We start from the raw sequence: 24,307 nt of genomic DNA, 5'->3' as shown, positions 1-24,307 counted from the left end.
GTTCCCCTTGTTCAGTGAACAAGACGCCACAGAGTGGTTACGCAAAGGTTGAGCGCGAATACAACTCTATGGCGTCGTTAATAAAGGTTAGTCTTGACCGTCACGATTGAACTTAACGAGAAGCTTCTCGGTGCGGGCATCCTCCACCTTGCGGATCAATTTGTCAGCCTCGGAATTATCGCGAACCGTCTTGGTAACGTTGACCGTCGTCTGCACCAGCATCAGGATGCCCATGGCGAGATAGCCTTTGCCCCATAGGTCGATCGGCATCATGTAAAGGCCGACGAAGAGCATAAATGCGGCGGCGGCAAAGGAGACATAGGAAAAGCTGACCCAAGCCTGGGAATGTTTCTGGAAGCTGTCGTTCATGATCGTACCCTCTCTAATATGTTTGGTGTGTTCGGTTTCAGGCTGCTGAATTCATGCGCTCGCGCAGGCGGGCAAGCACGTCGTCGGCCGAGGGACCGAGCGGTGCACCGAAGCCGGCATTGGCGAGCTTTTCGATGATGATTGCGGGCCGGTTTGCGGCGTCCATTTCCTTCAGGGCTGACGTGGCAATTTCGCATCGATCCTGATAGGCGCGAAGACGGGCCAGCGTCTCCTCGGCTTCGTCCAAGTTCGCCAAACCTGAGCCATCATTGCAGACTGCATTGAGCTTCTGTGTCTGCTCGGTCGCACGCGCCAGGCGCTCGCCGCGCTGTAACCCCTGCAGGCGCGCTTCCGAGGACCGGACTGTCGCCTTGAGCTTGGCGATCGTCGTGGCGAATTGCGCCTGTGCCTTCTCGGAGGAACCGCGCTCGGCTTCAAGCTCGGCAATCGCCTCGGCCGCTTGCCGGGCGAGTTCGTCATTGCCCTTCTGCAGGGCCGCGACGGCCCGGGTTTCCAGATCCGCGATGCGACCGACGATCGCCGCGTGCTGGCTCTTTTCCTGCTCATTCTGTGCGACGGCGATTGCCACCGCCCGCCGCGCCGACTGAATGGCGCCGGCTGCATCGCGGATCTGCTGGGCGAGCAGAGGCATGGCGTTGCGATCGATGAACGCCTGCTCCGCATCATAGGCCCGACCGCGGATGAGCGTCAGAATTACATTGAACATTTGTCGTCTCCCGTTTATGAACGATGTTCATGAAGAGAGATATGCCAGACTCATGAACGTTGTTCAAGGATAATTTTGAACAACGTTCAAAAAATCGGATCGGAATGGTTAATGGCGAGAAAAACCCAGGAAAAGCGCGAGGATCTGAAGCTGCGACTGATCGAGGCGGCGCGCCATCGCATCGCGGCCGATGGCCTCTCCAACTTGCGAGCACGCGATGTCACGCAGGATGTCGGCTGCGCTCTCGGAGGGCTCTATACCGTCTTTGCCGATCTCGACGATCTCGTCATCCACGTCAATTCGGCGACATTGAAAGCGCTGGAGGCTTCTCTTGCTCTGGCTGAGGTCAAGGACCGAACGCCGGCGGATCGGCTGCGCAACCTTGCACGCGGCTATCTGCGATTCGCAGTCACCAACCGCAATCTATGGAAGGCGCTCTTCGACCATCGCCCGCCGGACGAACGCCCTACCCCCGAATGGCATCTGGAAGAGCATAAGTTCCTGATGGGCATCATCGCCGAACCGCTTGCCGAGCTGCAGCCCGCCATGTCCGAGACGGCCCGCGCCATTCGCGCCCGAACGCTGTTCGGAGCTGTGCATGGCGTCGTCAGCATCAGCCTTGAGGGACGCTTCGTCGGCCTGCCCGTCGAAAGCCTGGAAAAGGAACTCGACGACTTCATCCTGACGGTCGCGGCAGGGGCCGCGGCGCGGTAGCGCTATGCGTGTTTGGGGCACTCACGGATTTGACGGCGCGTATGTCCTGATATCGCCGAAGGCATAGCCGCGCTGACGAAGCGTGCGGATAAGCGCCTGCAGGTTTTCCTGTCCATTGAATTGATCCTGAAACATCTCATCATGCATGAGCAGGATCATCTTGCCCGGCTGGGTAAAGCGGCCGTACTGAAAGAGGTTATCGATTTCGTTGATCAGATGGTCCACCGATTGCACCGGCTTGCCGTCATTGCTGTGCACCCATTCGAAATCCCAGCCATAGAGATAGAAGCCGGCTTCGGCGACGAGCTCGTAATCCAGCCATTCGCGCTCCCATTGGGCGACGTTGATGGAAAGATCCTCCCTGGAAACAGTCGGAAGCCGAAAGACGTCCCTGCCCGGCAATCGCGCATTCACCATCGGCGTGAGGCCGAGCACCTGGTTGGCGTGAAGCATATCCGCGACGACGGCCTGGGTGTTGGAGTAATACCGCCTGTAGCGATTGTTGGCGTGAGTGTAGCTGTGATTGCCGACCGTCACCAGCGGCATTGCCTTTGCCTCGGCCAGCAAATCGCGGCCCGCAGGGATGGTTTCCACATGCAGGCCGACCATGAACATGGCTGCCGGGACATTTTCCTTACTCAACACGGAAAGGACGTTTTTCGTCCCCGGCAAGGGGCCATCGTCAAACGTCAGGTAGATCGTCCGGTCGGCGGCCGAGGCGCCGATGGCGCAGGCTGTGAGGAAGAGGCCCGCAAGCAGCCATCCGAACACCGCATTCCACAGGGAATTCAATCCGCCCAAGCCTGCAACCTCCCGCTTCATTGCAGCAAACTGGCATATCGTTTCCGACAAGGAAAGCAGCATGGCACCCCGAAAAGCAAAGGGCGCTCGACCCATTTCTGGGGAGCGCCCTTGCTTTTAACCCGGACAGCGAACACCGCGTCGACACAGAAATGTCAGCGCGGCAGGCCATCGATACAGGTGATGGCGTGCAGATAATAGCGAATCGCGCATTTTGCAAGAGCGAACTTCAAGGAAATGCTCAGGATCCGCCAAAAGGGAGAATCCTTCGCCTTCGTCCTCGCATAACCGCGATATCGCGCTTCAATCAGGCAGCCTGAAGGGCTGCGTCCCTGGGAATCTCGACATCGATCTCCAGCATGGAGACATGCTCGTCGCGATCCATCTTGACCTGCACCTTATCGCGATCGACCTGAACATGCTTGGCGATGACGGCCAGGATTTCCTCGCGCAGAATGGATACGAGATCCGAGTCCACCGAGGCACGTTCATGGGCAAGGAGAATCTGCAGGCGCTCGCGCGCCATGGGTGCAGATTGCTGCTTGCGGAACAGTCCGAAAATGTTCATGCGGCCCTCCTTGCGAAGATCTTGCCGAAGATGCCCCGCTTTTCGCCGGGGATGGTGATCGGCAGCTGCTCGCCGGCAAGGCGGCGCGCGGCTTCGAAATAGGCGAGAGCCGGCGCACTGCGGGCATCCGCGAGCGTCACCGGCGAACCGATATTGGAAGCACGAAGAACATCCATGCTTTCCGGAATGATCCCGAGCAGGGGAATGGAGAGGATCTCCAGCACGTCATCGACCTTCAGCATGTCGCCGCGCTCTGCGCGAGCGGCATCGTAGCGGGTCAGCAGCAGGTGCTTCTCCATGCGCTCGCCGCGCTCGGCCTTCAGCGTCTTGGAGTCCAGCAGGCCGATGATACGATCGGAATCGCGTACCGAGGATACCTCGGGATTGGTGACGACAACAGCGACGTCGGCGTGCCGCATCGCAAGCGTTGCGCCGCGCTCGATCCCGGCCGGGCTGTCGCAGATGACCCAGTCGAAGTGGTTCTTGAGCTCATTGATGACGCGCTCGACACCCTCGGGCGTCAGGTTGTCCTTGTCGCGCGTTTGCGAAGCCGGCAGCAGGAAGAGCGTTTCCAGCCGCTTGTCGCGGATCAGGGCCTGCGGCAGCCTGGCATCGCCATGGATGACGTTGACCAGATCGTAGACCACGCGCCGTTCGGCTCCCATCACCAGGTCGAGATTGCGGAGGCCGACGTCGAAATCGACGACGACAACCTTTTCGTTTCTCTGCGCCAGAGCCGCCCCCAATGCGGCAGTCGAAGTCGTCTTCCCAACTCCGCCCTTGCCTGATGTGACGACGATTACCTTGCCCATCTCGCTCTCCTGTTTTGGCCCGCTTCGGCTCAGATTAGTTTTTCTGCCATGATCGTCTCGCCATCCAGCCAGAGCTGGACGGGTTGTCCGCGAAGGCCGGGTGCGACGTCTTCCGCCATTTTGTAGATGCCATCGATCGCCAGCAGCTCGGCCTCGAGCTTGCGGCAAAAGATTCGCGCCGATGCATTGCCGATAGATCCGGCCATGGCCCGGCCGCGCAAGGTGCCGTAGATATGCACGGACCCTCCGGCGATGATTTCCGCGCCTGATGCCACCGATCCGATGACGGTGACATCCCCCTCCGGAAAGATCACCGACTGGCCCGAACGGACCGGCTCGCGGATGATCAGCGATTGGGTCACCGGGCGAACCTCGGCGGGCGCCGGCTTGCTTTCGCTGTTTCGCCGTTCGACGACCGGCTCGGTCTCGGTCACCTCGAAATCGGCTGCCGGACGACCGCCCTTCAGCACCGGCGGCATGCCGGCTCCGACGATGGACGGACGTCCACCCTCGATGCCCATGATGCTGACATTGCGGGCGGCAAGCTCGCCGATCAGCTCCTTGAGCTGCGCACGATCGATCGGCAGATCGGTTATATCGAGCACGACCGGCCGCCCCAGAAAGAAGCCGGCCGAACGGGCTGCAAGGTCATCGAGCCTTATCAACCACTGGTCCAGCGGCAGATCGGGCGAAAGCATGACCGCAAGAAAAGAGCGGCCCTTGATACGGATCGAGCGAGCGTCTGTTAGCACTTTGGTCATCTATGTGAATAAATCGTTGACCTTGTGTACCGTTGACATGGTTAACAGTTGGTTAACGTCCGCTGTGATTTAGGCTTGATCCGCCCCATACGGCGGCAATGCCCGCAAGCGGCGAAAGCTCTTTCGAACCAGGATCGTAGACGCACGGCGCGGCAAATATGGCTGCAGCGGCGAGAAGAAGAATAATTGGTCTCATGAGGCTCTCCAGATGCGAGGCCGGAACCGATCCGCATCATCCCGCGAACGCGGAGGCGGCCCCGCAGGTTAAATTTTGCGGTGTCGACAACGACATTGCGCGCCGCGCATTCAAGCGAGCGGCGCGCAATATCAACGCTTAAACGATGCTCAGGCGAGCTTCAGTTCGACATTGATGTTGCCGCGGGTCGCCTTCGAATACGGGCAGGTCTGGTGTGCTTCTTCGACGAGCGTCCTTGCCAGGTCGGGTTCGATGCCGGGCATGCTGACAGTCAAGCATGCCTGCAGGAAATAGGCACCTTCCGTAGTCCCCAGATCCACTTCCGCATCGACCGCAAGATCGGCCGGGAGCTTGATCTTCCGCTTGCCAGCGGCAAGGCCCATCGCGCCGATGAAGCATGCCGACCATCCGGCCGCGAAAAGCTGCTCGGGGTTGGTGCCGGCGTGGGCGCTGCCGGGAGGCGAAAGCTTGACATCCAGTTGGCTGTCATCGCTGCGCGCGGAGCCATCGCGGCCACCGATGGTATGGGTTCTGGCGGTGTAGAGAACCTTGTCGATCTTCGTCATGGAACACTCCTTTTGTTGCGTCGCCCGCTTTGTTGTGTCGTCTGGGGCGACGTCCGTTGACGGAGTGGTTTTTGACGGATCGACGTATCCTGCATGTTTCCGAAATCGCCGGAAATGTCACGGAACGTACACCCATATCGGCCGGACACAATTGCTTACAAAGACGCTGAATATCTTTTGGCAGGACATCAGGCGATCACGACTTCCGCGGCTAGGCCGCCGCCGCCGCGATTGTAAAGCCTGACGGAGCCGCCAAGCGTCTGGGCCAGTTGCTGAGCGATTGCGAGGCCCAGCCCCGTGCCGCCCGTATTGCGGTTGCGCGATTGCTCCAGGCGGAAGAAGGGCTGCATGGCCGCCTCGATCTGGTCCTGCGGAATGCCCGGGCCACGATCGAGGACCGTTATGACGACCTCGCCTGTATCCCTGCGTTCCACGGAAATTTCCGCCTCCCCGGCGAACTTCAAGGCATTGTCGATGAAGTTGGTGAGGATGCGGCGAAGGGCATGCGGTTTTGTCGCCACCGTCCCCTGAATCAGGCCCAGAATCTCGACCGATTTGCCGGTATCCTGATAGTCGTAACAGATGCTTTCGATGAAGGAGGCAAGATCGATACGGGAGCTCTTCTCGCCGTTGCCGTGGGCGCTGCGCGCATAGGCGATGCCATCCTGCACCAGCCGCTCGATTTCGCCGAGATCCTGCAGCAGCTTCGTTTTCTCGGGCGATTCGTCGGCGATGTCAGCGCGCAGGCGCATGCGGGTGATCGGCGTCTGCAGATCGTGGGAGATCGCCGCAAGAATCTGCACGCGTTCCTCGAGATAATGCGCGATGCGATCCCGCATGGCATTGAAGGCCTTGGCGGCATGGGCGACCTCGCTCGGTCCCCGATCGCTCAACGCCTCTCCCTTCTTATTGGGATCGAGCGCGTCGGCGGCCGCGGCGAACTCGGCGAGCGGGCGGATCGCCAGACGAACGGCAAACCACGTACACAGCACGATGACCAGCATCTGCACCACGAAGACGTAAGGCAGCCAGGAAGCGATCGGCATGATGCCCTTCGGCGTGACGTCGATCGTCAACGGGCTGCCGTCGCTCAAATTCAGATGCGCCTGCAGGCGTGCGATCGGGCCAGGTATCGATTCGATGTGAATCGGAAAACGGTGGCCGACGGCATCCTCGATCTTGGCGGCAATTTCTGCGCCATGACCCGAGGTATCCGGCACGCCCGGCAGCCCCGACCCCAGCTCGAAATGGTAATTGCCGCGGCTGAGCCAATCGACGAAGCCGGCCCTCTCGTCGGCCGGCAAACGGTCAAGCACCGCGATCGACGTCGCGACATCGCTCTCCAGCGTACCGAGCATGACGGCCTTTGCCGACATGTAGCGCTCGAGGTAGAGCACGCTAAAGGAAAGCCCGTAAGCGATCGCAAGTCCGACCAGCAGAATCATTGAAATGCGCGAGCGCAGGGTGCTGGGCCACGATAGGCTCCGGCGCAACAGGGCCGCCGTGCTCATGGGCGCAGCTCCGCGATCTCGACCGGAACGGAGAAGACATATCCCTCGCTGCGGACCGTCTTGATGTAGGTCGGTTCGCGCGCATCGTCGCCCAAACGCTGGCGAAGCCGGCTGACGAGCAGATCTATCGACCGATCGAACAGATCGGCATCCCGGCCCTGGGTGAGGTTCAGCAGCTGGTCGCGATTGAGCACCCGCTGCGGGTGATCGATGAAGACGCGAAGCAGGCGGTATTCGGCGCCGCTCAAGGCGATCTCCGTTCCGTCCCGATCGAGAAGGTGGCGGCCGACCGTATCGAGCCGCCAGTCGCCGAAGACGAGCAATTGCCCGGCCTCGCTGATCTGAAGATTGGGCGGCAGCATCCGCGTTCGCCTGAGCACGGCCTTGATGCGGGCGAGAAGCTCGCGGGCCGCGAACGGCTTGGGCAGGTAATCGTCGGCGCCCATTTCGAGCCCGAGGATCCGGTCCATCTCGTCGCTGCGCGCCGTCAGCATCAGAACAGGCGTCGCCTTATGCTTTCCCGAGCGAAGCTCACGGCAAAGCACCAAGCCATCGTCACCCGGCATCATGACATCGAGCACGATCAGATCGACCGAATTGGCCTCGAGAAAACTGCGCATCTGGCGGCCATCGGCCGCTGTCGTCGTCCTCAAGCCGTTCTTCGTCAGATAGCTCGACACCAGCTCGCGGATTTCACGGTCGTCATCGACGATCAGGATGTGGTCGATATGCTCCATTTGTCTTCTCACTCAATTACTATCGTAAGTGTCAGCCTACGAACATTCTTCGAGGCGCCGGCATATGCCAGCGCCCACCCGCACACTATCGCCGAACTAGAAACGATCAACATCTATCACAGCCTGCGCAAACGCCTGCGGCGCTTCCTGGGGAAGATTGTGCCCAATGCCGCCGGTGATCGTGCGGTGCTCGTACTTGCCCGAGAACTTGGCCCGATAGGCTGACGGTTCCGGGTGAGGTGCGCCGTTCGCATCACCTTCCATGGTGATGGTCGGGATCGAGATCACAGGTCCGGCGGCCAGTGTCTTTTCATAGGCATCGTACTTCGCCTCGCCTTCGACGAGGCCAAGGCGCCAGCGGTAATTATGGATGACGACCTCGACATGGTCGGGATTGTCGAAAGCCGCAGCCGACCGGTCGTAGGTCGCATCGTCGAAGGCCCATTGCGGCGAAGCGGTGCGCCAGATCAGCTTGGCAAACTCATGCCGGTTTTCCTGATAGCCAAGGCGGCCGCGCTCGGTGGCAAAATAGAACTGATACCACCAGGCAAGCTCGGCCTTCGGCGGCAGGGGCTTGCGGTTGATCTCCTGGCTGCCGATCAAATAGCCGCTGACCGACACCAGCGCCTTGCAACGCTCGGGCCAGAGTGCCGCCATGATGTCGGCGGTGCGAGCGCCCCAGTCATAACCTGCAACGACGACTTTTTCGATCTTCAAAGCATCGAGAAGCGCGATCATGTCGGCGGCAAGAGCTGCCTGTTGACCGTTGCGCGGGGTCTGGCTCGAAAGGAGCCTGGTGGTGCCATAGCCGCGCAGATAGGGGATGATGACACGATAGCCGGCGTCGGCCAGCACCGGCGCGACATCGACGAAGCTATAGATATCGTAAGGCCAGCCATGGAGCAGCAATACGACCGGACCATTTGCCGGGCCGGCCTCGGCATAGCCGATATCGAGTACGCCCGCATCGATCTGCTTCAGCGCACCGAAGGACGTGTGAGTGCCGGCCTTGACGGCGGGTACGGCAACAGAAGCCTTCGGCTGCTGCGCGGCGGCGATGGTCGGGAGGCCGAATTCGGCGGCAGCAACGGCGACTGCGGCGACGCCAAAAAAGCGGCGGCGATTATGGTTGATTTCCTCGTACATCAGTCTCTCCTGTGGAATGGATGTTGAGGGCAAGAAAGCCGGCCGCATGTATCGCCGGTGTGTCGTTAGCCGCCCGATTTTGAATGCCCATGTAGCTTCCAGCGGCGCAGATACAGTCTGATACAATCGGCAGCCCCTGGCCGCGGGGTAATCGCTTATGAAATGAAGTCGTTGCGGCGCGACCCCTTCTCCCCAGCAGGCAGAAGGAGCTTGCTGCACTGGCATCGTTTCGTTTGTATCGCAGTGTATCGAAGCCGAAGACATCGACGTTTCGGTACATTCTCCCCTCCAATCAGACACACTCGAGATACGTCGCCAGCGGCAGATAGCGTCACTGCTGGGCACGGCACGTCGCCGTCCGCAGCCGGTCAATCCGTTCTAAAGGAACAAAGACGATGACGCTTCTCATCATTGCCTATCTCGGTGGCGCGCTGACGATCCTCAGTCCGTGCATCCTGCCTATTCTCCCCTTCGTCTTCGCCCGTGCCGGGCAGCCCTTTGCCAAGAGCACGCTGCCGATGCTTGCGGGCATGGCGATCACCTTTGCCCTGGTCGCGACGCTTGCCGCCATCGGCGGCGGCTGGGCCATTCGCGCCAATGAATATGGTCGCCTTGTCGCGATCTTGCTGCTTGCACTCTTCGGCCTCAGCCTGCTGTCGCCGCGCGTGTCGAGCCTGCTTTCCCGGCCGATTGTCGACTTCGGCAACAATCTTATGAACGCCGCAGGCAAAGGCGGCGCCACATCGAGCGTCCGGAGCTCCTTCGTGCTGGGTATTGCGACGGGGCTGCTATGGGCGCCCTGTGCCGGGCCGATCCTCGGGCTTATGCTCACAGGAGCTGCCCTGAAGGGCGCCAACCTGCAGACGACATTCCTTCTGCTTGCCTATGGTGCCGGTGCGGCAACTTCGCTCGCCGTCGCCCTCTTCGCCGGCGGCAAGATCTTTGCCCGTATGAAGCAATCGCTCGGGATCAGCGAGCGCATCCGCCAATTGGCCGGCGCGGCCGTCCTGGCAGGGGTCGCCGCCATCGCTCTCGGCCTCGACACCGGCCTTCTCGCCCGGCTGTCCTATGCAAGCACCGGCTCGTTCGAGCAGGCCTTGCTGGAGCGGCTGCATGCGAAGTCCACAGATAGCGCGCCGACCGAGATCGCCAGCAATATCGCAGTCGGCGATGCGGCGCGACCGTTTCACAGCAATCTTCCGATTGAAGGACCGGCCCCCTCGCTCGACGGCGCCGTGACTTGGCTGAACTCGTCGCCGCTGACCATTGCCGACCTTCGCGGCAAGGTCGTGCTCGTCGACTTCTGGACCTATTCCTGCATCAACTGCATCCGTACCATCCCCTATGTTCGTGCCTGGGCGGAAAAATATAAGGATCAGGGTCTCGTCGTCATCGGCGTCCATGCTCCCGAATTCGCCTTCGAGAAGAATGTCGATAACGTCAAGAAGGCGATCGCCGACTTCAAGATCGGCTACCCGGTCGCCATCGACAACGACTATCGCATCTGGCGTGCCTTCGAGAACAACTACTGGCCTGCCCATTACCTGATCGATGCCAAGGGACAGATCCGCTACCAGCATTTTGGCGAGGGCAACTATCCTCAGACCGAGCAGGCGATCCAGGATCTTCTGCGCGAGGCAGGCAGCGACATGGCGCAGAGCGCCCCTGTCGTACCGGATGCAAAGGGTGCAGAGGCCAGCCCCGATCTCGGCGACATCCGCTCCGGCGAAACCTATGTCGGCTACAGGCAGGCGACGGGTTTCGTCTCCCCCGAGAACCTGAAGGCCGATACCGCCGCCGACTATTCGATTGCCAATCCGGGCCTCAACCAATGGGGATTGGCAGGCACATGGACAGTCGGCCCCGAGCAGGCATCGCTCGACAAGGCAGGCGGCGGCATAAGCTACCGCTTCAGCGCCCGCGATCTGCATCTCGTCCTCGGGCCGGCGGCGGACGGCAAACCGATCCGCTTCCAGGTGACCGTCGATGGAAAGGCGCCGGGTGCTGACCACGGCGCGGATATCGACGCTGCCGGAAACGGGACCGTTACAGGAACCAAACTCTACCAGCTCGTTCGCCAGTCCGGCGACGTCATGGCACGCAACTTCGAAATCCGCTTCCTCGATCCGGGGGTCCAGGCCTACGCCTTCACCTTCGGATGAACCCTCCCCAACCCCGCATCAACCTTTACCGACAGGAGTCCTACCCATGAACAACCGCTTTCTTTCCGTCGTCGCACTTGGCCTCGCCGCAAGCACCATGGCGTTTGCAGCCCAGGCTGCCGAGATCAAGAACATCGTCATCGTCCACGGCGCGCTCGCCGATGGATCCGGCTGGCGCAAGACCACCGAGATCCTCGAAAAGCACGGCTTCAACGTCTCGATCGTTCAGGAGCCCATAACTTCACTTGCCGACGACGTTGCGGCAACGAACCGCGTGCTCGATCTGCAAAACGGGCCCAGCCTGCTTGTCGGTCACAGCTATGGCGGCATGGTCATCACCGAGGCGGGGAACCGGCCCGATGTCGCGGGGCTCGTCTATGTCGCAGCATTTCAGCCCGAAAAGGGCGAGAGCCTGATCGGTCTCGCGAGCTCCAAGCCGGCCGGCAGCATGAATATCCGCGAGACGAAGGACGGCCAATATCTCTATCTCGACCCGGCAACTTTCGCTGCCGATTTCGCCGCGGACCTTCCCAAGGATGAAGCCGACTTCATGGCGAAATCGCAGGTGTTTGCCGCCAAGGCAGCCTTTACGGCAAAGGTTGATGATCCGGCCTGGCGATCCAAGAAGAGCTGGTCGATCGTGGCAAGCGACGACCGCTCCATCAATCCCGAGCTTGAACGGGACATGGCAAAGCGGGCGGGCAGCGAGGTGACCGAAATCAAGGCGAGCCACGCCGTCTTTGCCTCCCAGCCTGAGAAAGTCGCCGCCGTCATCGAAAAGGCGGCCAAGGACGCAAGCAAGTAAAGGCAACCCGGCGGCGGCCTCATGAACGGGGCCGCCGCCCGCTCTTTATACTGGATCGTATCGGCTGACTTCGATCCCTGAACCGACAGGCAGGAGCACGGAGGTTATTCCCGGCTTGGCGCGAACGGCCTCGCCATAGCGTTTTACGTCTTCGTTGCCCGGCATCAGCATGTTGTCGGCAACGATGATCGCGCCGGGATTGAGCTTGGGATAGAAAGCTTCCAGGCAGGGGACGTAGAGATCCTTCCACAAGTCGACGAGGACGAAGTCGACGCCCGAAGGCAATGCCTTGATCATCTCGACCGCGTCGCCGATCTGGAAATCGATATGTTCCGACAGGCCTGCCTTGTCAGCCATTTCCTTGGCGAACTCGGTCTTGTAGGCGTGGAATTCCATCGAGATAAGCCTTCCGCCGCTTGCGCGCGCAGCGTCGGCAAGCCAAATGCCGGAATAGCCGAAGGAGGTGCCTAGCTCCAGAATGGTAGTAGCTTTCAGGCTTTTCGCGACTATGTTGAGAAAGCGGCCGGTCTCCGGTCCAACGGCCCTCAGCCGGCGATCTTGACCGCCATCCCGCCCGCCCGGCGGCATCTCTCTCGGCTTGCTTTGCTCTTCGCGAATAAGGACGTGGTAGCTCTCGAGAACGGCTTTGATCTTCTTGTCCATGACAAACTCCTGCGTGAGTTGATTCTTCGCCAGCGGTCGCCGACGCGTTCTAACAGCGCGCCATGGTGCAGGCCGCCTCATCCAAAGCGGCAACGATCGCGTGAGCAGCAGTCGCTCGCCGCAGTCAAAACAGCTGCTTGCCGCCCGTCTACTATGGTGATGCTTGTGTCTGCGACGCTTGAGGAACTCGCGCTCATCCTCAGAGGGATCGTCGTGATGATGTTTCAGGCGATAGGGATATATTTCTATATATCCGCACTCAAGATATATCGAGATATATGTCTGAAATTTAATCTTCCAACCGCGACCCACGAGAGAGATTCCGCTCACGAATGAGATCGATCAGGACACGAAGCCTTGCCGGCATCTGGCGCCGCTGGGCGAAATAGTGGCTGTGCCCCGGATAGGGCGGGCTCCAATCCTCCAGAACGGTGATCAATTTGCCTGTCGTGACATGAGCGGCGGTGACTGCTTCGCTGATATAGGCAAGCCCCGCCAACCGCGGCGGCCGCCACCATGGTCATCAAGCTCATCGGAAATGAGCGCGATCGAGGCGGGCCGCGTCGTCATCAACGGTGCACCGCATGAACCGCTCGCACCCTTTGGCGGCTTCATGCAATCCGGCATGGGCCGCGAATCCGGCTCATACGGCCTGGAATCGTTTCTCGAACCTCGTGCCGTCTTGAGTTGATACCGATGCGGGCGTCGCGGATGGCAACCGCGGGTCAGGTCGATCGCGTTCAGGTTCCTGTTATAATCACGCTCTAGTCGTAGGGTAATTCCAATCTAAGGGAATCTGATGCCTGCCCGATCCGCTTATTCAGTTCCGCAGCGCCTGCTCCATTGGCTTGTTGCCCTACTCGTTTTTTTCAATCTGCTGTTTCCCGACGGCATGAATGCATGGCGTCACCTGGTCCATCGTGGCCAGACGCCCTCGCCTGGCGACATCGCCAGCGCCAATATCCACGCCTATGCCGGCATCGCGGTCCTGTTGCTCGCGATCGTTCGGCTGGCTGTGCGCTTCTCCTCCGATGCTCCCGAAAAGCCGAATGGTCAGCCGGCATTCCTGCATCACATCGCGCACGTGACGCATGTGTTGCTCTATGTCCTGATCTTCGCGATGCCGGTGTCGGGAATTGCGGCTTACTATCTCGGCGTGGATACGGCAGGCTCCGTCCACGGCGGACTCATGAAAATGTTGCTTTGGATCGTCGTCGTCCTGCACATATTCGGCGCGCTCGTTCAGCACTTCTATTTCAGATCGGACGTCCTGCGGCGGATGACGATCGGCGAGAGCAATTCCAGGAAAAGTGCGTAGCGGTTTTCCGTCCGGAATTGCGTAAAAACAATAGCATAGAGCGGTCAGGCGATCCCGTGAAACGCGTAACCGCTCTGGAATCCTCGGGATGGCCGCTTATATCATACGGCCGCCAAAATGCTTCTCGAAAGAGAACAAGTCCGTCGGCAATGCGCTTGCGCCCTGAAGCGCCAGATCGGCAAGAATCTCGCCGACAACGCTTGCAAACTTGAAGCCATGACCGGAGCAGGCCGAGGAAACCACCACGTTCGGCTGCCCCGGCAGCGTGTCGATCAGAAAGTCTTCGCTCGGCAGCATGGTGTAGCGGCATGTCGTCGCCCGCACCCGAAATGATGCTGCATCCGGCAGACGCTTGGCGACGAAGCCGTCAAGCAGCGCCGTATCGGTGTCGTTGACAGCCGGATTGGGCGCCTCGGGATCGATAGGCTCCCTGAAATGCGCATGGCGGCCAACCTTGACGCCATCGATGCCGATCGCCGGAAAACCGAAGAAGGAACCGTTGGCGCCCTCGTCCCGCAGAAAGCAGGGCATGCGCTGCGGCTCGGCGACGAAGCCGTCCCTGGGCTGATACCAGGCGACCACTTGGCGGATCGGCTGGGCATGGGGCCTCAGTTGCGGCACAAGTTCGGCAATCCATGCGCCGGTCGCGACGATCACCTTGCGAGCGCGATATCGTCCTGTCGTGGAAACAATCGTCACGCCTGCATCGTCAGGCTCAATGGCAACGACCCGCTCGCCGAAATGCAGCGCCGCTCCGTCTTCGGCCGCAAGCTTCAGATAGCCCATGATCGCGGCCTCGGGTCTGACATAGCCGCCCTGCGGGTCGAGCAGGCCGACTTCACCATCCTCAAGCTCGAAGGCCGGGAAACGGCGTTTCATGGCACCCTTGTCGAGCAGTTCAAGAGGCAGTCCATGCATCTCGCAGGAAGCGCGCGTGCCGCTGACGATCTTGCTCTCGGGCGCTCCGATCTGCAGGACGCCGGTAACAGTCAATATTTCGGCGCGCAGCCGTGCCTCGAGCGAGCGCCAGTTTTCATAGGCGCGTTTTAGCAAGGGGACATAGGACGGGCCCTCGAAGTAGCCGAGGCGGATCAACCGGCTGTCGCCATGGGAGGAGCTGAGCGCATGCGCCGGAAAATGCGCTTCTATGCCGATCGCCTTTGCGCCACGCGCAGCGGCAGACGACAATGCCGCGCTCCCCATCGCGCCAAGACCGATGACGGCGACGTCGAATTCCACGGACATTCTATGCTCCAGTTTCACTGTCAGCGGGCGGTGTGGTCTGAGCGATCAGATCCCGCAAGCTCTCCATGTCAGCATTTAGCGGCCGATCGTCGCCATAGAGAGGAACGCGCGAACGGACCACAGTGTAGAGGCGATCCGTTCCCGGCGCTCTTGTACCCTCGGAAACGAGGAAATCATGCGCCTGCGCCGCCGCCATGAGTTCGATCGCCAGGATATATTCGGCATTGTCGAGGATGGTGAGCAGCTTGCTGGCAGCAGCCGTCGGATGCGCAAGAAAATCCTCCTGCTGGCCGGAGGTGAGGCCGCCGTCGAGCGATGCGGGGGCGGCCAGCCGCCGGTTGTCGTTGCTCAGGGCCGCAGCCGTATACTGGGCGATCATGAAGCCGGAATGGCTGCCGGCATCGCTTGCGAGGAAGGGCGGCAGGCCGCTGACCAGCGGATTGACTAGGCGATCCATCCGCCGCTCGCTCATGGCGGCAATCTGCGCAATCGCGATCGCCAGACTGTCGGCTGCCTGACCGAGGGCCGGTGCGACGGCATGCGCCTCGGAGGAGACGACGGGTTGCTCCGGCGTGCCCGAAACAGCCGGATTGTCAGTTACCGAAGCCAGCTCCTGATCGACGATGCGGGCGGTCTGTTCGAAGACATCCCAGGCCGCGCCATGCGCATGCGGAACAGCTCTCAAGCTCAAGGCATCCTGCGTTCGGCTCCCGAAGGCTGCAGCGACGAGACCGCTGCCGTGCAAGCGGCTGCGCAGCCTGCGGCCGACCTTGGCAATGCCCGCCGATGGGCGAAGTGCCAGCACCGCCTCGTCGAAAGCCGCGATCTGGCAGCCGGCCGCCTCCAGCGTCAATGCGGCGATCGCATCGGCCCAATCAAGCAGGCGCTCGGCTCGGCAAACGGCAAGCGCCGACAATCCCGTGGCGCAGGCCGAGCCATTGACGAGGCTCAGCCCCTCCTTGGCGCCAAGCACCAATGGGCTCAGACCGATCGCGGCAAGCGCCTGCGCTCCGGTCATCGACTTCCCCTTCACGACTGCCCGTCCTTCGCCGATCAGCACGAGGGCGGTATGGGCGTTGTGGGTCAGATAGCCGGCGGAGCCTTTGGAGGGGACTTCGGGAATGCAGTCCCGCTCGAGAAATGCTGCAAGATGGCTGACGATCTCGGGCCGCACGCCGGAATGGCCATGCGCGAAATTGGCGATCTGCGCCGCGATGATGGAGCGCACCTCGCGGGCCGGCAGCAGAGGTCCGACGCCGCAGGCATGGCTCATGATGATATTGCGCGAAAGCCGGCTCTGCGAGGCGCGGTCGACGACCGTGTCGGACAAGGCGCCGACGCCGGTATTGACGCCATAAGCACGCACGCCCGTCTCTACGATGCGCTCGACGATGCGGCTTGCCTGGGCGACACGCTCCCAGGCGGCCTCCGATAGGGACAGCGGTTCGCCGCCGCCGACGCGCGCGACATCACGCCAACGCAAAGACTTGTCGATGGTGACAGTCATTGTCCGGTTCCGAAATGGCCGATGAACTGACGGAAGGCCGGCGACGCGCCGCCGCCGAACATCTCGTCCGGAGCGCCGCTGCTTTCGACGAGCCCTTCCTTCATGAAGACGACGCGGTTGGAGACGTTGCGGGCAAAGCTCATCTCGTGAGTGACGACCAGCATGGTCATGCCCTCCTCGGCAAGCGCGCGCATGACGCGCAGCACTTCCCCGACGAGTTCGGGATCGAGCGCCGACGTCGGCTCGTCGAACAGCATGACCTTGGGCTTCATTGCAAGGGCGCGAGCGATCGCGGCACGCTGCTGCTGACCACCGGACAGATGCGCGGGATAGGCATGGCGCTTGTCGGCGATGCCGACTTTCTCGAGAAGCGCTTCGGCTTCGGCGATGCACTCGGCGCGCGGGCGCTTCAAGACGTGAACTGGTCCCTCGATCACGTTCTGCAGGATCGTCATGTGGGACCAGAGATTGAAGCTCTGGAAAACCATGCCAAGCTCGGAGCGGATGTGATCCACCTGCTTGTGGCTTGCCGGGCGGCTGTATCCGTTCTTGTGGATCATGCGGATCTGCTCGCCGTCCACCCAGATCTCGCCATCGGTGGCGATCTCAAGCAGGTTGATGCAGCGAAGGAAAGTCGACTTGCCCGAGCCGGAGGCGCCGAGCAGCGAAATGACGTCGCCGTCCTGGGCATCGAGAGATATGCCACGCAAAACTTCATGGGTGCCGAAGCTCTTGCGGATGTTGCGGACTGAAAGTCGGATGACACCTGGCATGATTTGCCTGCTCCAATGAAGTTTTTAGGCCTTCAACGCCGGCGGGATAGCTCGGCGATGGCGGGACAGCGAATATTCCAACAGGGCCATACCCTGCAGAATGATGAAATTCAGCACTAGGTAAATGATCGCCGCGCAGAGAAAGACTTCCATCGTGCGATAGGTGTGCGAGATCAGCCGTTGCGCAACGCCTGTCACCTCCCAGACCGTGACCAGGCTGGCGAGCGCGGTCGACTTCATCATCAGGACGATTTCGGTCGAATAGGCCGGCAGCGCGTGTCGGAAGGCGATGGGCGCGATGATGCGGCGCACGAGCAGGAGGCGAGACATGCCGATCGAGCGCGCCGCCTCGATCTCCTTCGGCGAAACGGCCCGGATGCCGCCGCGAAAGATCTCGGCCGTATAGCCGGCGGTACACAGCGCGAGCGAAAGGATCGCACAGACCACGGGCTCGCGCAGAAACGGCCAGAGAAACGAATGGCGGATGAAGGAAAACTGCGCCAGGCCATAGAAAACAAGGAACATCTGGATCAGCAACGGCGAGCCGCGGAAGACGAAGATGTAGCCCTTGGCAAAACCCATCAGGATCGGATTGCCGCTTACACGCATGGCGACGATGACGAGCGCCAGAACACCGCCTGACACGATCGACAGAGAGAACAGCAGCAACGTCATCGGTACTGCCTGCAACAGGGTGATCATGGTGCTCGAGAGGAAGGTGAAATCCATGTGCCGCTCCTCAAGCCTGGCCGATGGTCGCGGCCGGCATGCTGCGATTGGCGCGTCGTTCCGCCCTGTTGAAGACGCGATCCGACAGGCTGGTCAGGATCAGGTAGAGCGCGCCGCCGACGATGAAAAACAGGAAATACTGGCGGGTGGATCCGGCAGCGACCTGGCTGGTACGCATCAGCTCGGCAAGGCCGGTAACGGAGATCAAGGCGGAATCCTTGAGGCTGAGCTGCCAGACATTGCCGAGGCCGGGGATGGCGAAACGCACGACCTGCGGGATGATGACACGGCGCAGGCGCAGGCCGCTGTGCATGCCGATCGCCGATGCCGCCTCCAGCTCACCCTTGGAAATGGCAAGATAGGCGCCGCGGAAAACCTCGGCCTGATAGGCTCCGGAAATGATGCCGACGGCAAGCGCCCCCGCTGCAAAGGAGGGCAGGCCGAGAAAGCCCTCATAGCCGAGCCATTTGCCGACCGAGGTGACCGCTGAAGAGCCGCCGAAATAGATGAGATAGATGATCAGCAGTTCCGGCACGCCGCGAAAGACTGTCGTGTAGACATTGCCGAGCGTTTTCAAGAGCAGATTGCCGGAGAGCTTTGCGGACGCGACGATCGCGCCCAACACCGCCCCGATCGCCAGCGCCGTCGCCGTGACGGCAAGCGTCACCAAAGTAGCAACGAGGAGCAGAGCGCCCCACCCGTTCGAGCCGAAGCCCAGCAATTGCAAGCTTGCCATAGCGTCCATTCCCCGTCCGTGGCAGTTTCAGGCGTCAGGATATCATACGGTCTCCAGCCGCAAAGCCGGAGACCGATGGCAACGACCCGAAGGTCGTTGTGTTTATTCCGGGCTGACGTCGACCTTGAACCACTTCATCGACAGGTTCTTGATGGTGCCATCGGCAAGTGCGGACTTGATCGCTTCATTGAACTTGTCGCGCAGATCGGTATCGGCCTGGCGGATGCCGAGACCTTCACCCTCGCCCCAGATGGAGCCGGCGACTTCCGGGCCGGTGAAAGCCAGCGTGTCGTTTGCGCTGGCGAAGGCATTACTGAAATAGACAGCATCGTCGAAACCGAGATCGATACGGCCGTTCTGCAGATCGAGATCGCGGTCGGCGCCGGTCTTGTATTCACGGATCGTGGCGATCGAGCCGAAGTTGTCATAGACGAACTTGGCATAAACCGTTGCTGCCTGGATGCCGATGGTCTTGCCCTTGAAGGCTGCCTTCAACGCATCGATTTCTTTGACGCCGGTCTGGCCGGGTGTCATCTTGATGGTGGTGCCGGTGCCTGCAGCATTGGCAAGCGGGCTGTCCTTGGCGGTCGCGAAAGCGGCCGGCGTTGCAGCGTAAGGAACGGTGAAGCCGATGACCTGCTTGCGCTCATCGGTGATCGAGAGCGCGTCCATGATCACGTCGAACTTGCCGGCGTTCAGCGCCGGGATCATGCCGTCCCAATCGGAGGCGACGAGTTTGCAGTCGATCTTGGCCCGCTCGCACAGGACCTTGGCGAGTTCCGGCTCGAAGCCGCCGAGCGATCCGTCGGCGTTCGTCATGTTCCAGGGTGCATAGGCACCTTCCAGAGTGATCGTCGCCGTCTTCCAGTCCTTGGCGACAGCCGGCGCACCGAAAGCGGCGGCGGCCATGGCGCCAGACAAGAGAATTGCACTGAATTTCATAGTGTAGAGCTCCTCTGAGGTTGAAACGGGCCTTGCGGCACTTCCTACCGATCTGCGCCGGCTTGCTCGCCTCTCCTATTTAATTTTTAGGATTGATTGCGAGGTTGTATAGGGTACCATATGAGATAATTTATGATATGCAAGTGGGAAAGTTGTTTTTGAGGCAGATTCAGTCCGTGCAAAGGGAATAGGCAATGAAACATTCCGGCGAGATGAAACGCGAACTGGCGGAAAACGACGCCGCGCCTCTCTATGCTGGGGTCAAGCAGATGATACTCGATCGCATCCATAGCGGCGAGTGGCCTCCCAAATATCGCGTTCCCTCCGAAAACGAGCTGGTCACCGAACTTGGCGTCAGCAAGATGACGGCCAATCGCGCGCTGCGCGAACTCGCCAATGAGGGCGAACTGGTCCGCATTCAGGGCGTCGGCTCTTTCGTTGCCGAACGCAAGGGTGCATCCGCCTTGTTCGAGGTGCGCAACATTGCCGAGGAGATCGCCGAGCGTGGTCATTCCCATGAGGCAACGGTGATCGTACTGGCGCAGGAGGCGGCGTCGCCTGAGGTTGCCGACGCATTGGGGCTGGCTATCGGATCGCCCGTTTTCCATTCGCTGATCGTTCACAGCGAGAATGGCGTGCCCGTGCAGATCGAGGACCGCCATGTCCATCCGGAGGCCGCGCCCGACTATCTGCAACAGAACTTTACGGGAATGACGCCGAATGCCTATCTTTCGGACGTCGCCCCGCTCAGCGGCTCGGAACATGTGGTCGAAGCGGTCATGCCGCAGGCCTGGGAATGCAAACTGCTGACGATCCTGAAGACCGAGCCCTGCCTGACGATCAGACGCCGGACATGGTCGGCGCGCGGCGTCGTCTCCGTGGCGCGTCTCGTTTATCCCGGAAACCGATACCGATTGGAAAGTTACAACGGCAAGACTTCGGATCGTTAGTTGTATATGGAACAGCGGAGGTTCTTTGCGGCAGCGCTAGGAAACCAGGTGCGTGAACTGCACGAGCAACGCGCCCACCAGCAGGCCTGAAACTGTCGCAAGCACTTTCAGGAGCGCGCGCTCGATCCGCAAATGCCGTCCGGGCAGGACCAATGCCAGCGACTCGCTTGCCGCTGCGGTCACTATGCATAAGAGAGCAACGACGCGGCGATCCTCAGGGTAAGCCATGACGAACAGAAGTCCGAGCAGGCCAAACGGGATCACGCTGTCGATATTTGCCATTGCCATGAACGGATGCTTCGCCCCGACCGGGACGACCGTCGTAAACGCGACCAGACCAAGGACGATCCAGCCAAGAGCGTAGGCTAACAGAGTAAGTTCCATACGAAATCATAACAACAAGCAACGCGTTTTCAAGCTGCCCCGTACAGCGCGCGATGGGTCGTTGCTCAGCCTATCTGAATGTTGCCATCAACCGGGTTGCCCTGGCCGAAAAGAACCCAATAATGGATCCTGAAACCGGCTCCGTATCCACGATGTTCAGCCTCCTCCCTCATTGACAAAGCGCTTCTGCAAACGAAGATTCATGCGCGGCTCGGTGATTGTCGACGCGCTCTCGCCGCTATCTTTCAAAGACACGAGGAAATCCGATAATGCCTGACACAGAAGCCGTGAAGCAGCCAGCCACGTGGCGCATCGTAATTGCCGCCATCTTTGACTTTCTGACTGCCTTTTTTGTTTTCGGCTACATCATTGCCTCGATCTTCGGCGGTAGGACGGAGGACGGTTTTAAGCTCAACGGTCCGCCGGCCCTCCTGCTTTTCGCCCTCATCTTTGCCTATTTCATCGTGTTCAACCGATATCTGGGCGGCACGATCTGGAAGCGCATACTCCGCGCCCGGCGCCCGTAAGCCGGGCGAACGCATGCCAGGCCATCGCGATCGGCCGCGCGGGTAAAGCAAACCCTCAAAGGCTGCTGAGCAGCAGACTGGTTTCGCTGTTCGCAACGCCATCGATCATGCGCACCTCGCGCAACACCCGATCGAAATCCGACAGGCTGGTTGCCCTAATATTGGCGACGAGATCCCAATTGCCGTTCGTTGTGTGAAGCGAATAGATTTCTGGCAGACCGCGCAGCTTGCGTATGACCTGCGTCGTCGATTTTCCCACCACTTCGATCATCATGACGGCATGTACCGTCTGCTCGTCATAATCCTCCCGCACCCGAATGGTGAAGCCCAGCAGCGTGCCGGTTTCGATCAGCCGATCCAATCGGTTCTGCACCGTGCCGCGAGCGACACCCAGAACATCCGACAACTTGGAGAGCGAAGCACGACCGTCCGCGCGCAGATGAGCGATGATGCGCCGATCGAGATCATCGGGAATATATTTGGCAAGGGCCATTGCAAAATCCGGACTCTGTCATTTTCACAATAAGTGCTATACAATTTGTATAATAACATACCAGAACTGGCACAGTTTTGCGATTTCAGTCAATCGGCCCGCTTGTTACCCTATAGGGAATAATCTGATCGAGGACACCAGAATGCCCGCACTGCTTCCGTCGGAAAAAGCCTTCATCCCCTTCGTCAGCGTCGAAAACATGATGCGGCTCGTACACCATGTCGGCATCGAAACCATGCTGATCGGGCTGACCGAGGCCGTCGAGGCGGATTTTCGTCGCTGGGATCTTTTCGACAAGACGCCACGCGTCGCCTCCCACTCCCTTGACGGGGTCATCGAGCTGATGCCGACCTCGGATGGCGCTGTCTACAGCTTCAAATATGTCAACGGGCACCCGAAGAACATGGCGCAGGGCCTGCAGACCGTGACCGCCTTCGGCCTGCTGGCTGAGGTGTCGACCGGCTACCCCGTGCTGCTCACTGAAATGACGCTGCTGACCGCGCTGCGCACCGCCGCCACCTCGGCCATGGCCGCACGCCATCTCGCGCCGGCAAAGGCTCGCTGCCTGGCGCTGATCGGCAACGGCGCGCAAGCGGAATTCCAGGCGCTGGCGATGAAGGCGGTTCTCGGGATCGAAGAGGTCCGTCTCTATGACATCGATCCGAAGGCAACGGAAAAGACCATGCGCAATCTCGCCAACATGGGCTTGCGATTGGTTCCCTGCGCATCGGCGCAGGCGGCCATCGAAGGAGCTGACATCATCACGACCTGTACGGCCGACAAGCAGTTCGCCACGATCCTGACAGACAACATGGTCGGTGCCGGCGTCCACATCAACGCGATTGGCGGCGACTGCCCCGGCAAGACGGAGCTTCATCGCGACATTCTGCTGCGTGCCGACACCTTCGTCGAATATCCGCCGCAGACCCGCATCGAGGGAGAGATCCAGCAGATGGATCCCGATTATCCGGTCACGGAACTGTGGCAAGTGGTGAGCGGCCGAGCACAAGGGCGCCGAAGCGAGGCACAGATCACGCTCTTCGACAGCGTCGGCTTCGCCATCGAAGATTTCTCCGCCCTGCGCTACGTCCGCGAAAAGCTGGTGGGCACGGACTACTTCCAGAAGCTTGATATCATCGCCGATCCGGACGATCCGCGCGACCTGTTCGGCATGTTGCAGCGCGCCGGTTGAGGGAAGGCCGATGACGCATGCAGCCCATTCCGCGCAGGCGCCGTCTGCCGTCGTCATGGTTCGCCCGCATCATTTCACCGTCAACACCGAAACTGCTGCCGACAATCGCTTCCAACTTTCGACTGATTGGAGCGACGAACTCGCATCAAGGGCTTTCGACGAGATCACGCTTGCGGCGGAGACGCTCGAAAGCCATGGGGTGACGGTCCATCTGTTCGAGGATAGCGGCACAGAGACGCCTGACTCGGTCTTTCCCAACAACTGGTTCTCCACCCATGCCGGTGGCCATATCGCGATCTACCCTATGAAGGTGCCAAGCCGGCGTCGCGAACGGCGCAGCGACGTCATCGAGATGCTGAAGCAAAACTATCGCGTCCAGGACGTCATCGATTATTCCGGGCTTGAGCCGGACGGTATCTTCCTCGAAGGGACCGGCGCTATGGTGCTCGACCATATCGATCGCGTCGCCTATGCCGCGCGTTCGGACCGGACCGACCCGATCGCGCTCGAACGCTTCTGCACGCATTTCAATTTCGAGCCGATGGTGTTCGACGCCCGTGACGGAGACGGCGTGTCGATCTATCATACCAATGTGCTGATGTGCGTAGCGACAGGTTTCGCCGTGATCGGAACCGGCATGATCACGGACGCAAGACGGCGTAACGAAGTCGTCGCACGCCTGCAGCGCTCCGGTCGCGACATTGTGCACTTGAGCAACGCGCAGATCGACAGTTTCGCAGGCAATGCCATCGAGCTGCAGGGCAAGGAGAGCCGAATTCTGGCACTTTCGACGACGGCGCTGGCCGTGCTCGGCGATGACCAGCGCGCTACGATCGAAGCAGATACCAGGATTATCGCCCTCGATATCCCCACAATCGAGCGCGCCGGAGGCTCGGTGCGATGCACCCTTGCGGGCATCCATCTCACCCCGCGAAACTGATATTTTAAAGATCAGCCGATGGACAGCGACAGC

At 60.5% G+C, this 24,307-nt stretch carries 28 protein-coding genes and 1 pseudogene; 9 read left to right on the top strand and 20 right to left on the bottom strand.

The window, feature by feature from the left end; translation table 11 throughout:
* Positions 1-87 precede the first annotated feature (87 nt).
* Positions 88-369 (bottom strand): YiaA/YiaB family inner membrane protein, encoded by a 282-nt coding sequence (locus tag FHT29_RS06930; RefSeq protein WP_034506376.1) that lies wholly within the window; start codon positions 367-369, stop codon positions 88-90.
* Positions 370-406: 37 nt separating this feature from the next.
* Positions 407-1,096 (bottom strand): PspA/IM30 family protein, encoded by a 690-nt coding sequence (locus FHT29_RS06925; protein WP_168599432.1) that lies wholly within the window; start codon positions 1,094-1,096, stop codon positions 407-409.
* A gap of 111 nt (positions 1,097-1,207) precedes the next feature.
* Here FHT29_RS06925 and FHT29_RS06920 point away from each other — a divergent pair, with 111 nt between their 5' ends.
* Positions 1,208-1,810, top strand: coding sequence for a TetR-like C-terminal domain-containing protein (locus FHT29_RS06920; RefSeq protein ID WP_168599431.1), 603 nt, complete (start codon positions 1,208-1,210; stop codon positions 1,808-1,810).
* A 21-nt stretch (positions 1,811-1,831) separates the two neighbouring features.
* On the opposite strand, the gene FHT29_RS06915 is transcribed toward FHT29_RS06920, so the two are convergent.
* The 8 genes from FHT29_RS06915 to FHT29_RS06880 all read right to left on the bottom strand — a co-directional run bounded on the left by FHT29_RS06915 (position 1,832) and on the right by FHT29_RS06880 (position 8,908).
* Positions 1,832-2,611 carry a polysaccharide deacetylase family protein gene (locus FHT29_RS06915; protein ID WP_246703004.1) on the bottom strand — a complete coding sequence of 260 codons (780 nt, stop codon included), beginning with the start codon at positions 2,609-2,611 and terminating at the stop codon, positions 1,832-1,834.
* 307 nt (positions 2,612-2,918) lie between these two features.
* Positions 2,919-3,179 carry a cell division topological specificity factor MinE gene (gene minE, locus FHT29_RS06910; protein WP_037192635.1) on the bottom strand — a complete coding sequence of 87 codons (261 nt, stop codon included), beginning with the start codon at positions 3,177-3,179 and terminating at the stop codon, positions 2,919-2,921.
* Entirely contained in the window at positions 3,176-3,991 is an 816-nt protein-coding gene (gene minD, locus FHT29_RS06905; protein WP_037192637.1) for a septum site-determining protein MinD, read from the bottom strand. The genes minE and minD overlap by 4 nt, the downstream gene beginning before the upstream one ends.
* 29 nt (positions 3,992-4,020) lie before the next feature.
* On the bottom strand, positions 4,021-4,752 hold the full coding sequence (gene minC / locus FHT29_RS06900) for a septum site-determining protein MinC (RefSeq protein WP_047638396.1): 732 nt from the start codon (positions 4,750-4,752) through the stop codon (positions 4,021-4,023).
* Positions 4,753-5,097: 345 nt separating this feature from the next.
* Positions 5,098-5,514 (bottom strand): organic hydroperoxide resistance protein, encoded by a 417-nt coding sequence (locus tag FHT29_RS06895; RefSeq protein WP_168599430.1) that lies wholly within the window; start codon positions 5,512-5,514, stop codon positions 5,098-5,100.
* Positions 5,515-5,702: 188 nt separating this feature from the next.
* Positions 5,703-7,025 (bottom strand): HAMP domain-containing sensor histidine kinase, encoded by a 1,323-nt coding sequence (locus FHT29_RS06890; protein WP_168599429.1) that lies wholly within the window; start codon positions 7,023-7,025, stop codon positions 5,703-5,705.
* Positions 7,022-7,762 carry a response regulator gene (locus FHT29_RS06885; protein WP_047554526.1) on the bottom strand — a complete coding sequence of 247 codons (741 nt, stop codon included), beginning with the start codon at positions 7,760-7,762 and terminating at the stop codon, positions 7,022-7,024. Before FHT29_RS06885 ends, FHT29_RS06890 begins: the two co-directional genes overlap by 4 nt.
* Before the next feature lie 96 nt (positions 7,763-7,858).
* A complete protein-coding gene (locus tag FHT29_RS06880) occupies positions 7,859-8,908 on the bottom strand; it encodes an alpha/beta hydrolase (protein ID WP_168599428.1) in 1,050 nt (349 codons plus the stop codon).
* Positions 8,909-9,303: 395 nt separating this feature from the next.
* Between FHT29_RS06880 and FHT29_RS06875 the strand changes: the two genes are divergently transcribed.
* Positions 9,304-11,070 (top strand): cytochrome c biogenesis protein DipZ, encoded by a 1,767-nt coding sequence (locus tag FHT29_RS06875; protein WP_168599427.1) that lies wholly within the window; start codon positions 9,304-9,306, stop codon positions 11,068-11,070.
* A 46-nt stretch (positions 11,071-11,116) separates the two neighbouring features.
* Positions 11,117-11,875, top strand: a complete 759-nt coding sequence (locus FHT29_RS06870) for an alpha/beta hydrolase (RefSeq protein ID WP_037192654.1) — start codon at positions 11,117-11,119, stop codon at positions 11,873-11,875.
* 45 nt (positions 11,876-11,920) lie between these two features.
* Here the strand turns inward: FHT29_RS06870 and FHT29_RS06865 are convergent, their stop codons facing one another.
* Together FHT29_RS06865 and FHT29_RS06860 are read right to left on the bottom strand one after the other, a co-directional pair.
* Complete coding sequence (locus FHT29_RS06865; protein WP_168599426.1) at positions 11,921-12,538, bottom strand: DUF1442 domain-containing protein; 618 nt, start codon at positions 12,536-12,538, stop codon at positions 11,921-11,923.
* 289 nt (positions 12,539-12,827) lie between these two features.
* Positions 12,828-13,037 carry a hypothetical protein gene (locus tag FHT29_RS06860; protein ID WP_168599425.1) on the bottom strand — a complete coding sequence of 70 codons (210 nt, stop codon included), beginning with the start codon at positions 13,035-13,037 and terminating at the stop codon, positions 12,828-12,830.
* Between the two features lie 48 nt (positions 13,038-13,085).
* On the opposite strand from FHT29_RS06860, the pseudogene FHT29_RS06855 reads away from it, so the two are divergent.
* Positions 13,086-13,229, top strand: a pseudogene (locus tag FHT29_RS06855) (aldehyde dehydrogenase family protein); the annotation flags it as partial.
* A gap of 108 nt (positions 13,230-13,337) precedes the next feature.
* A complete protein-coding gene (locus FHT29_RS06850) occupies positions 13,338-13,856 on the top strand; it encodes a cytochrome b/b6 domain-containing protein (protein WP_037192662.1) in 519 nt (172 codons plus the stop codon).
* A gap of 96 nt (positions 13,857-13,952) precedes the next feature.
* Here the strand turns inward: FHT29_RS06850 and solA are convergent, their stop codons facing one another.
* From solA to FHT29_RS06820, 6 genes are all read right to left on the bottom strand, one after another.
* Positions 13,953-15,101, bottom strand: a complete 1,149-nt coding sequence (gene solA / locus FHT29_RS06845) for an N-methyl-L-tryptophan oxidase (protein WP_168599424.1) — start codon at positions 15,099-15,101, stop codon at positions 13,953-13,955.
* 1 nt (position 15,102) lies between these two features.
* Positions 15,103-16,608: a histidine ammonia-lyase gene (gene hutH, locus FHT29_RS06840; protein ID WP_168599423.1), complete on the bottom strand. Its 1,506-nt coding sequence runs from the start codon at positions 16,606-16,608 to the stop codon at positions 15,103-15,105.
* Positions 16,605-17,381: an ATP-binding cassette domain-containing protein gene (locus FHT29_RS06835; RefSeq protein WP_047554509.1), complete on the bottom strand. Its 777-nt coding sequence runs from the start codon at positions 17,379-17,381 to the stop codon at positions 16,605-16,607. The genes hutH and FHT29_RS06835 overlap by 4 nt, the downstream gene beginning before the upstream one ends.
* Positions 17,382-17,405: 24 nt before the next feature.
* On the bottom strand, positions 17,406-18,110 hold the full coding sequence (locus tag FHT29_RS06830; protein ID WP_168599422.1) for an ABC transporter permease subunit: 705 nt from the start codon (positions 18,108-18,110) through the stop codon (positions 17,406-17,408).
* Between the two features lie 10 nt (positions 18,111-18,120).
* On the bottom strand, positions 18,121-18,846 hold the full coding sequence (locus FHT29_RS06825) for an ABC transporter permease subunit (protein ID WP_037192677.1): 726 nt from the start codon (positions 18,844-18,846) through the stop codon (positions 18,121-18,123).
* A 102-nt stretch (positions 18,847-18,948) separates the two neighbouring features.
* The gene (locus tag FHT29_RS06820) at positions 18,949-19,788 is read right to left on the bottom strand and encodes a transporter substrate-binding domain-containing protein (RefSeq protein ID WP_037192679.1); all 840 of its coding nucleotides are present in this window, start codon (positions 19,786-19,788) and stop codon (positions 18,949-18,951) included.
* 194 nt (positions 19,789-19,982) lie between these two features.
* On the opposite strand from FHT29_RS06820, the gene hutC reads away from it, so the two are divergent.
* Positions 19,983-20,738, top strand: coding sequence for a histidine utilization repressor (gene hutC / locus FHT29_RS06815; protein ID WP_037192682.1), 756 nt, complete (start codon positions 19,983-19,985; stop codon positions 20,736-20,738).
* A gap of 36 nt (positions 20,739-20,774) precedes the next feature.
* Here hutC and FHT29_RS06810 read toward each other — a convergent pair whose 3' ends face one another.
* Entirely contained in the window at positions 20,775-21,122 is a 348-nt protein-coding gene (locus FHT29_RS06810) for a hypothetical protein (protein WP_037192685.1), read from the bottom strand.
* Positions 21,123-21,391: 269 nt separating this feature from the next.
* Between FHT29_RS06810 and FHT29_RS06805 the strand changes: the two genes are divergently transcribed.
* A complete protein-coding gene (locus tag FHT29_RS06805; RefSeq protein ID WP_037192688.1) occupies positions 21,392-21,649 on the top strand; it encodes a hypothetical protein in 258 nt (85 codons plus the stop codon).
* Positions 21,650-21,704: 55 nt separating this feature from the next.
* On the opposite strand, the gene FHT29_RS06800 is transcribed toward FHT29_RS06805, so the two are convergent.
* On the bottom strand, positions 21,705-22,142 hold the full coding sequence (locus FHT29_RS06800) for an Lrp/AsnC family transcriptional regulator (RefSeq protein WP_047554502.1): 438 nt from the start codon (positions 22,140-22,142) through the stop codon (positions 21,705-21,707).
* A 142-nt stretch (positions 22,143-22,284) separates the two neighbouring features.
* On the opposite strand from FHT29_RS06800, the gene FHT29_RS06795 reads away from it, so the two are divergent.
* Together FHT29_RS06795 and FHT29_RS06790 are read left to right on the top strand one after the other, a co-directional pair.
* Entirely contained in the window at positions 22,285-23,334 is a 1,050-nt protein-coding gene (locus FHT29_RS06795) for an ornithine cyclodeaminase (RefSeq protein WP_037192693.1), read from the top strand.
* 10 nt (positions 23,335-23,344) lie between these two features.
* Positions 23,345-24,274, top strand: coding sequence for an arginine deiminase-related protein (locus FHT29_RS06790; RefSeq protein ID WP_246703003.1), 930 nt, complete (start codon positions 23,345-23,347; stop codon positions 24,272-24,274).
* Positions 24,275-24,307 lie beyond the last annotated feature (33 nt).

The organism is Rhizobium sp. SG741 (assembly GCF_012275435.1).
GTDB lineage: Bacteria > Pseudomonadota > Alphaproteobacteria > Rhizobiales > Rhizobiaceae > Rhizobium > Rhizobium lusitanum.
This window is presented reverse-complemented; position numbering and strand designations above follow the sequence as displayed.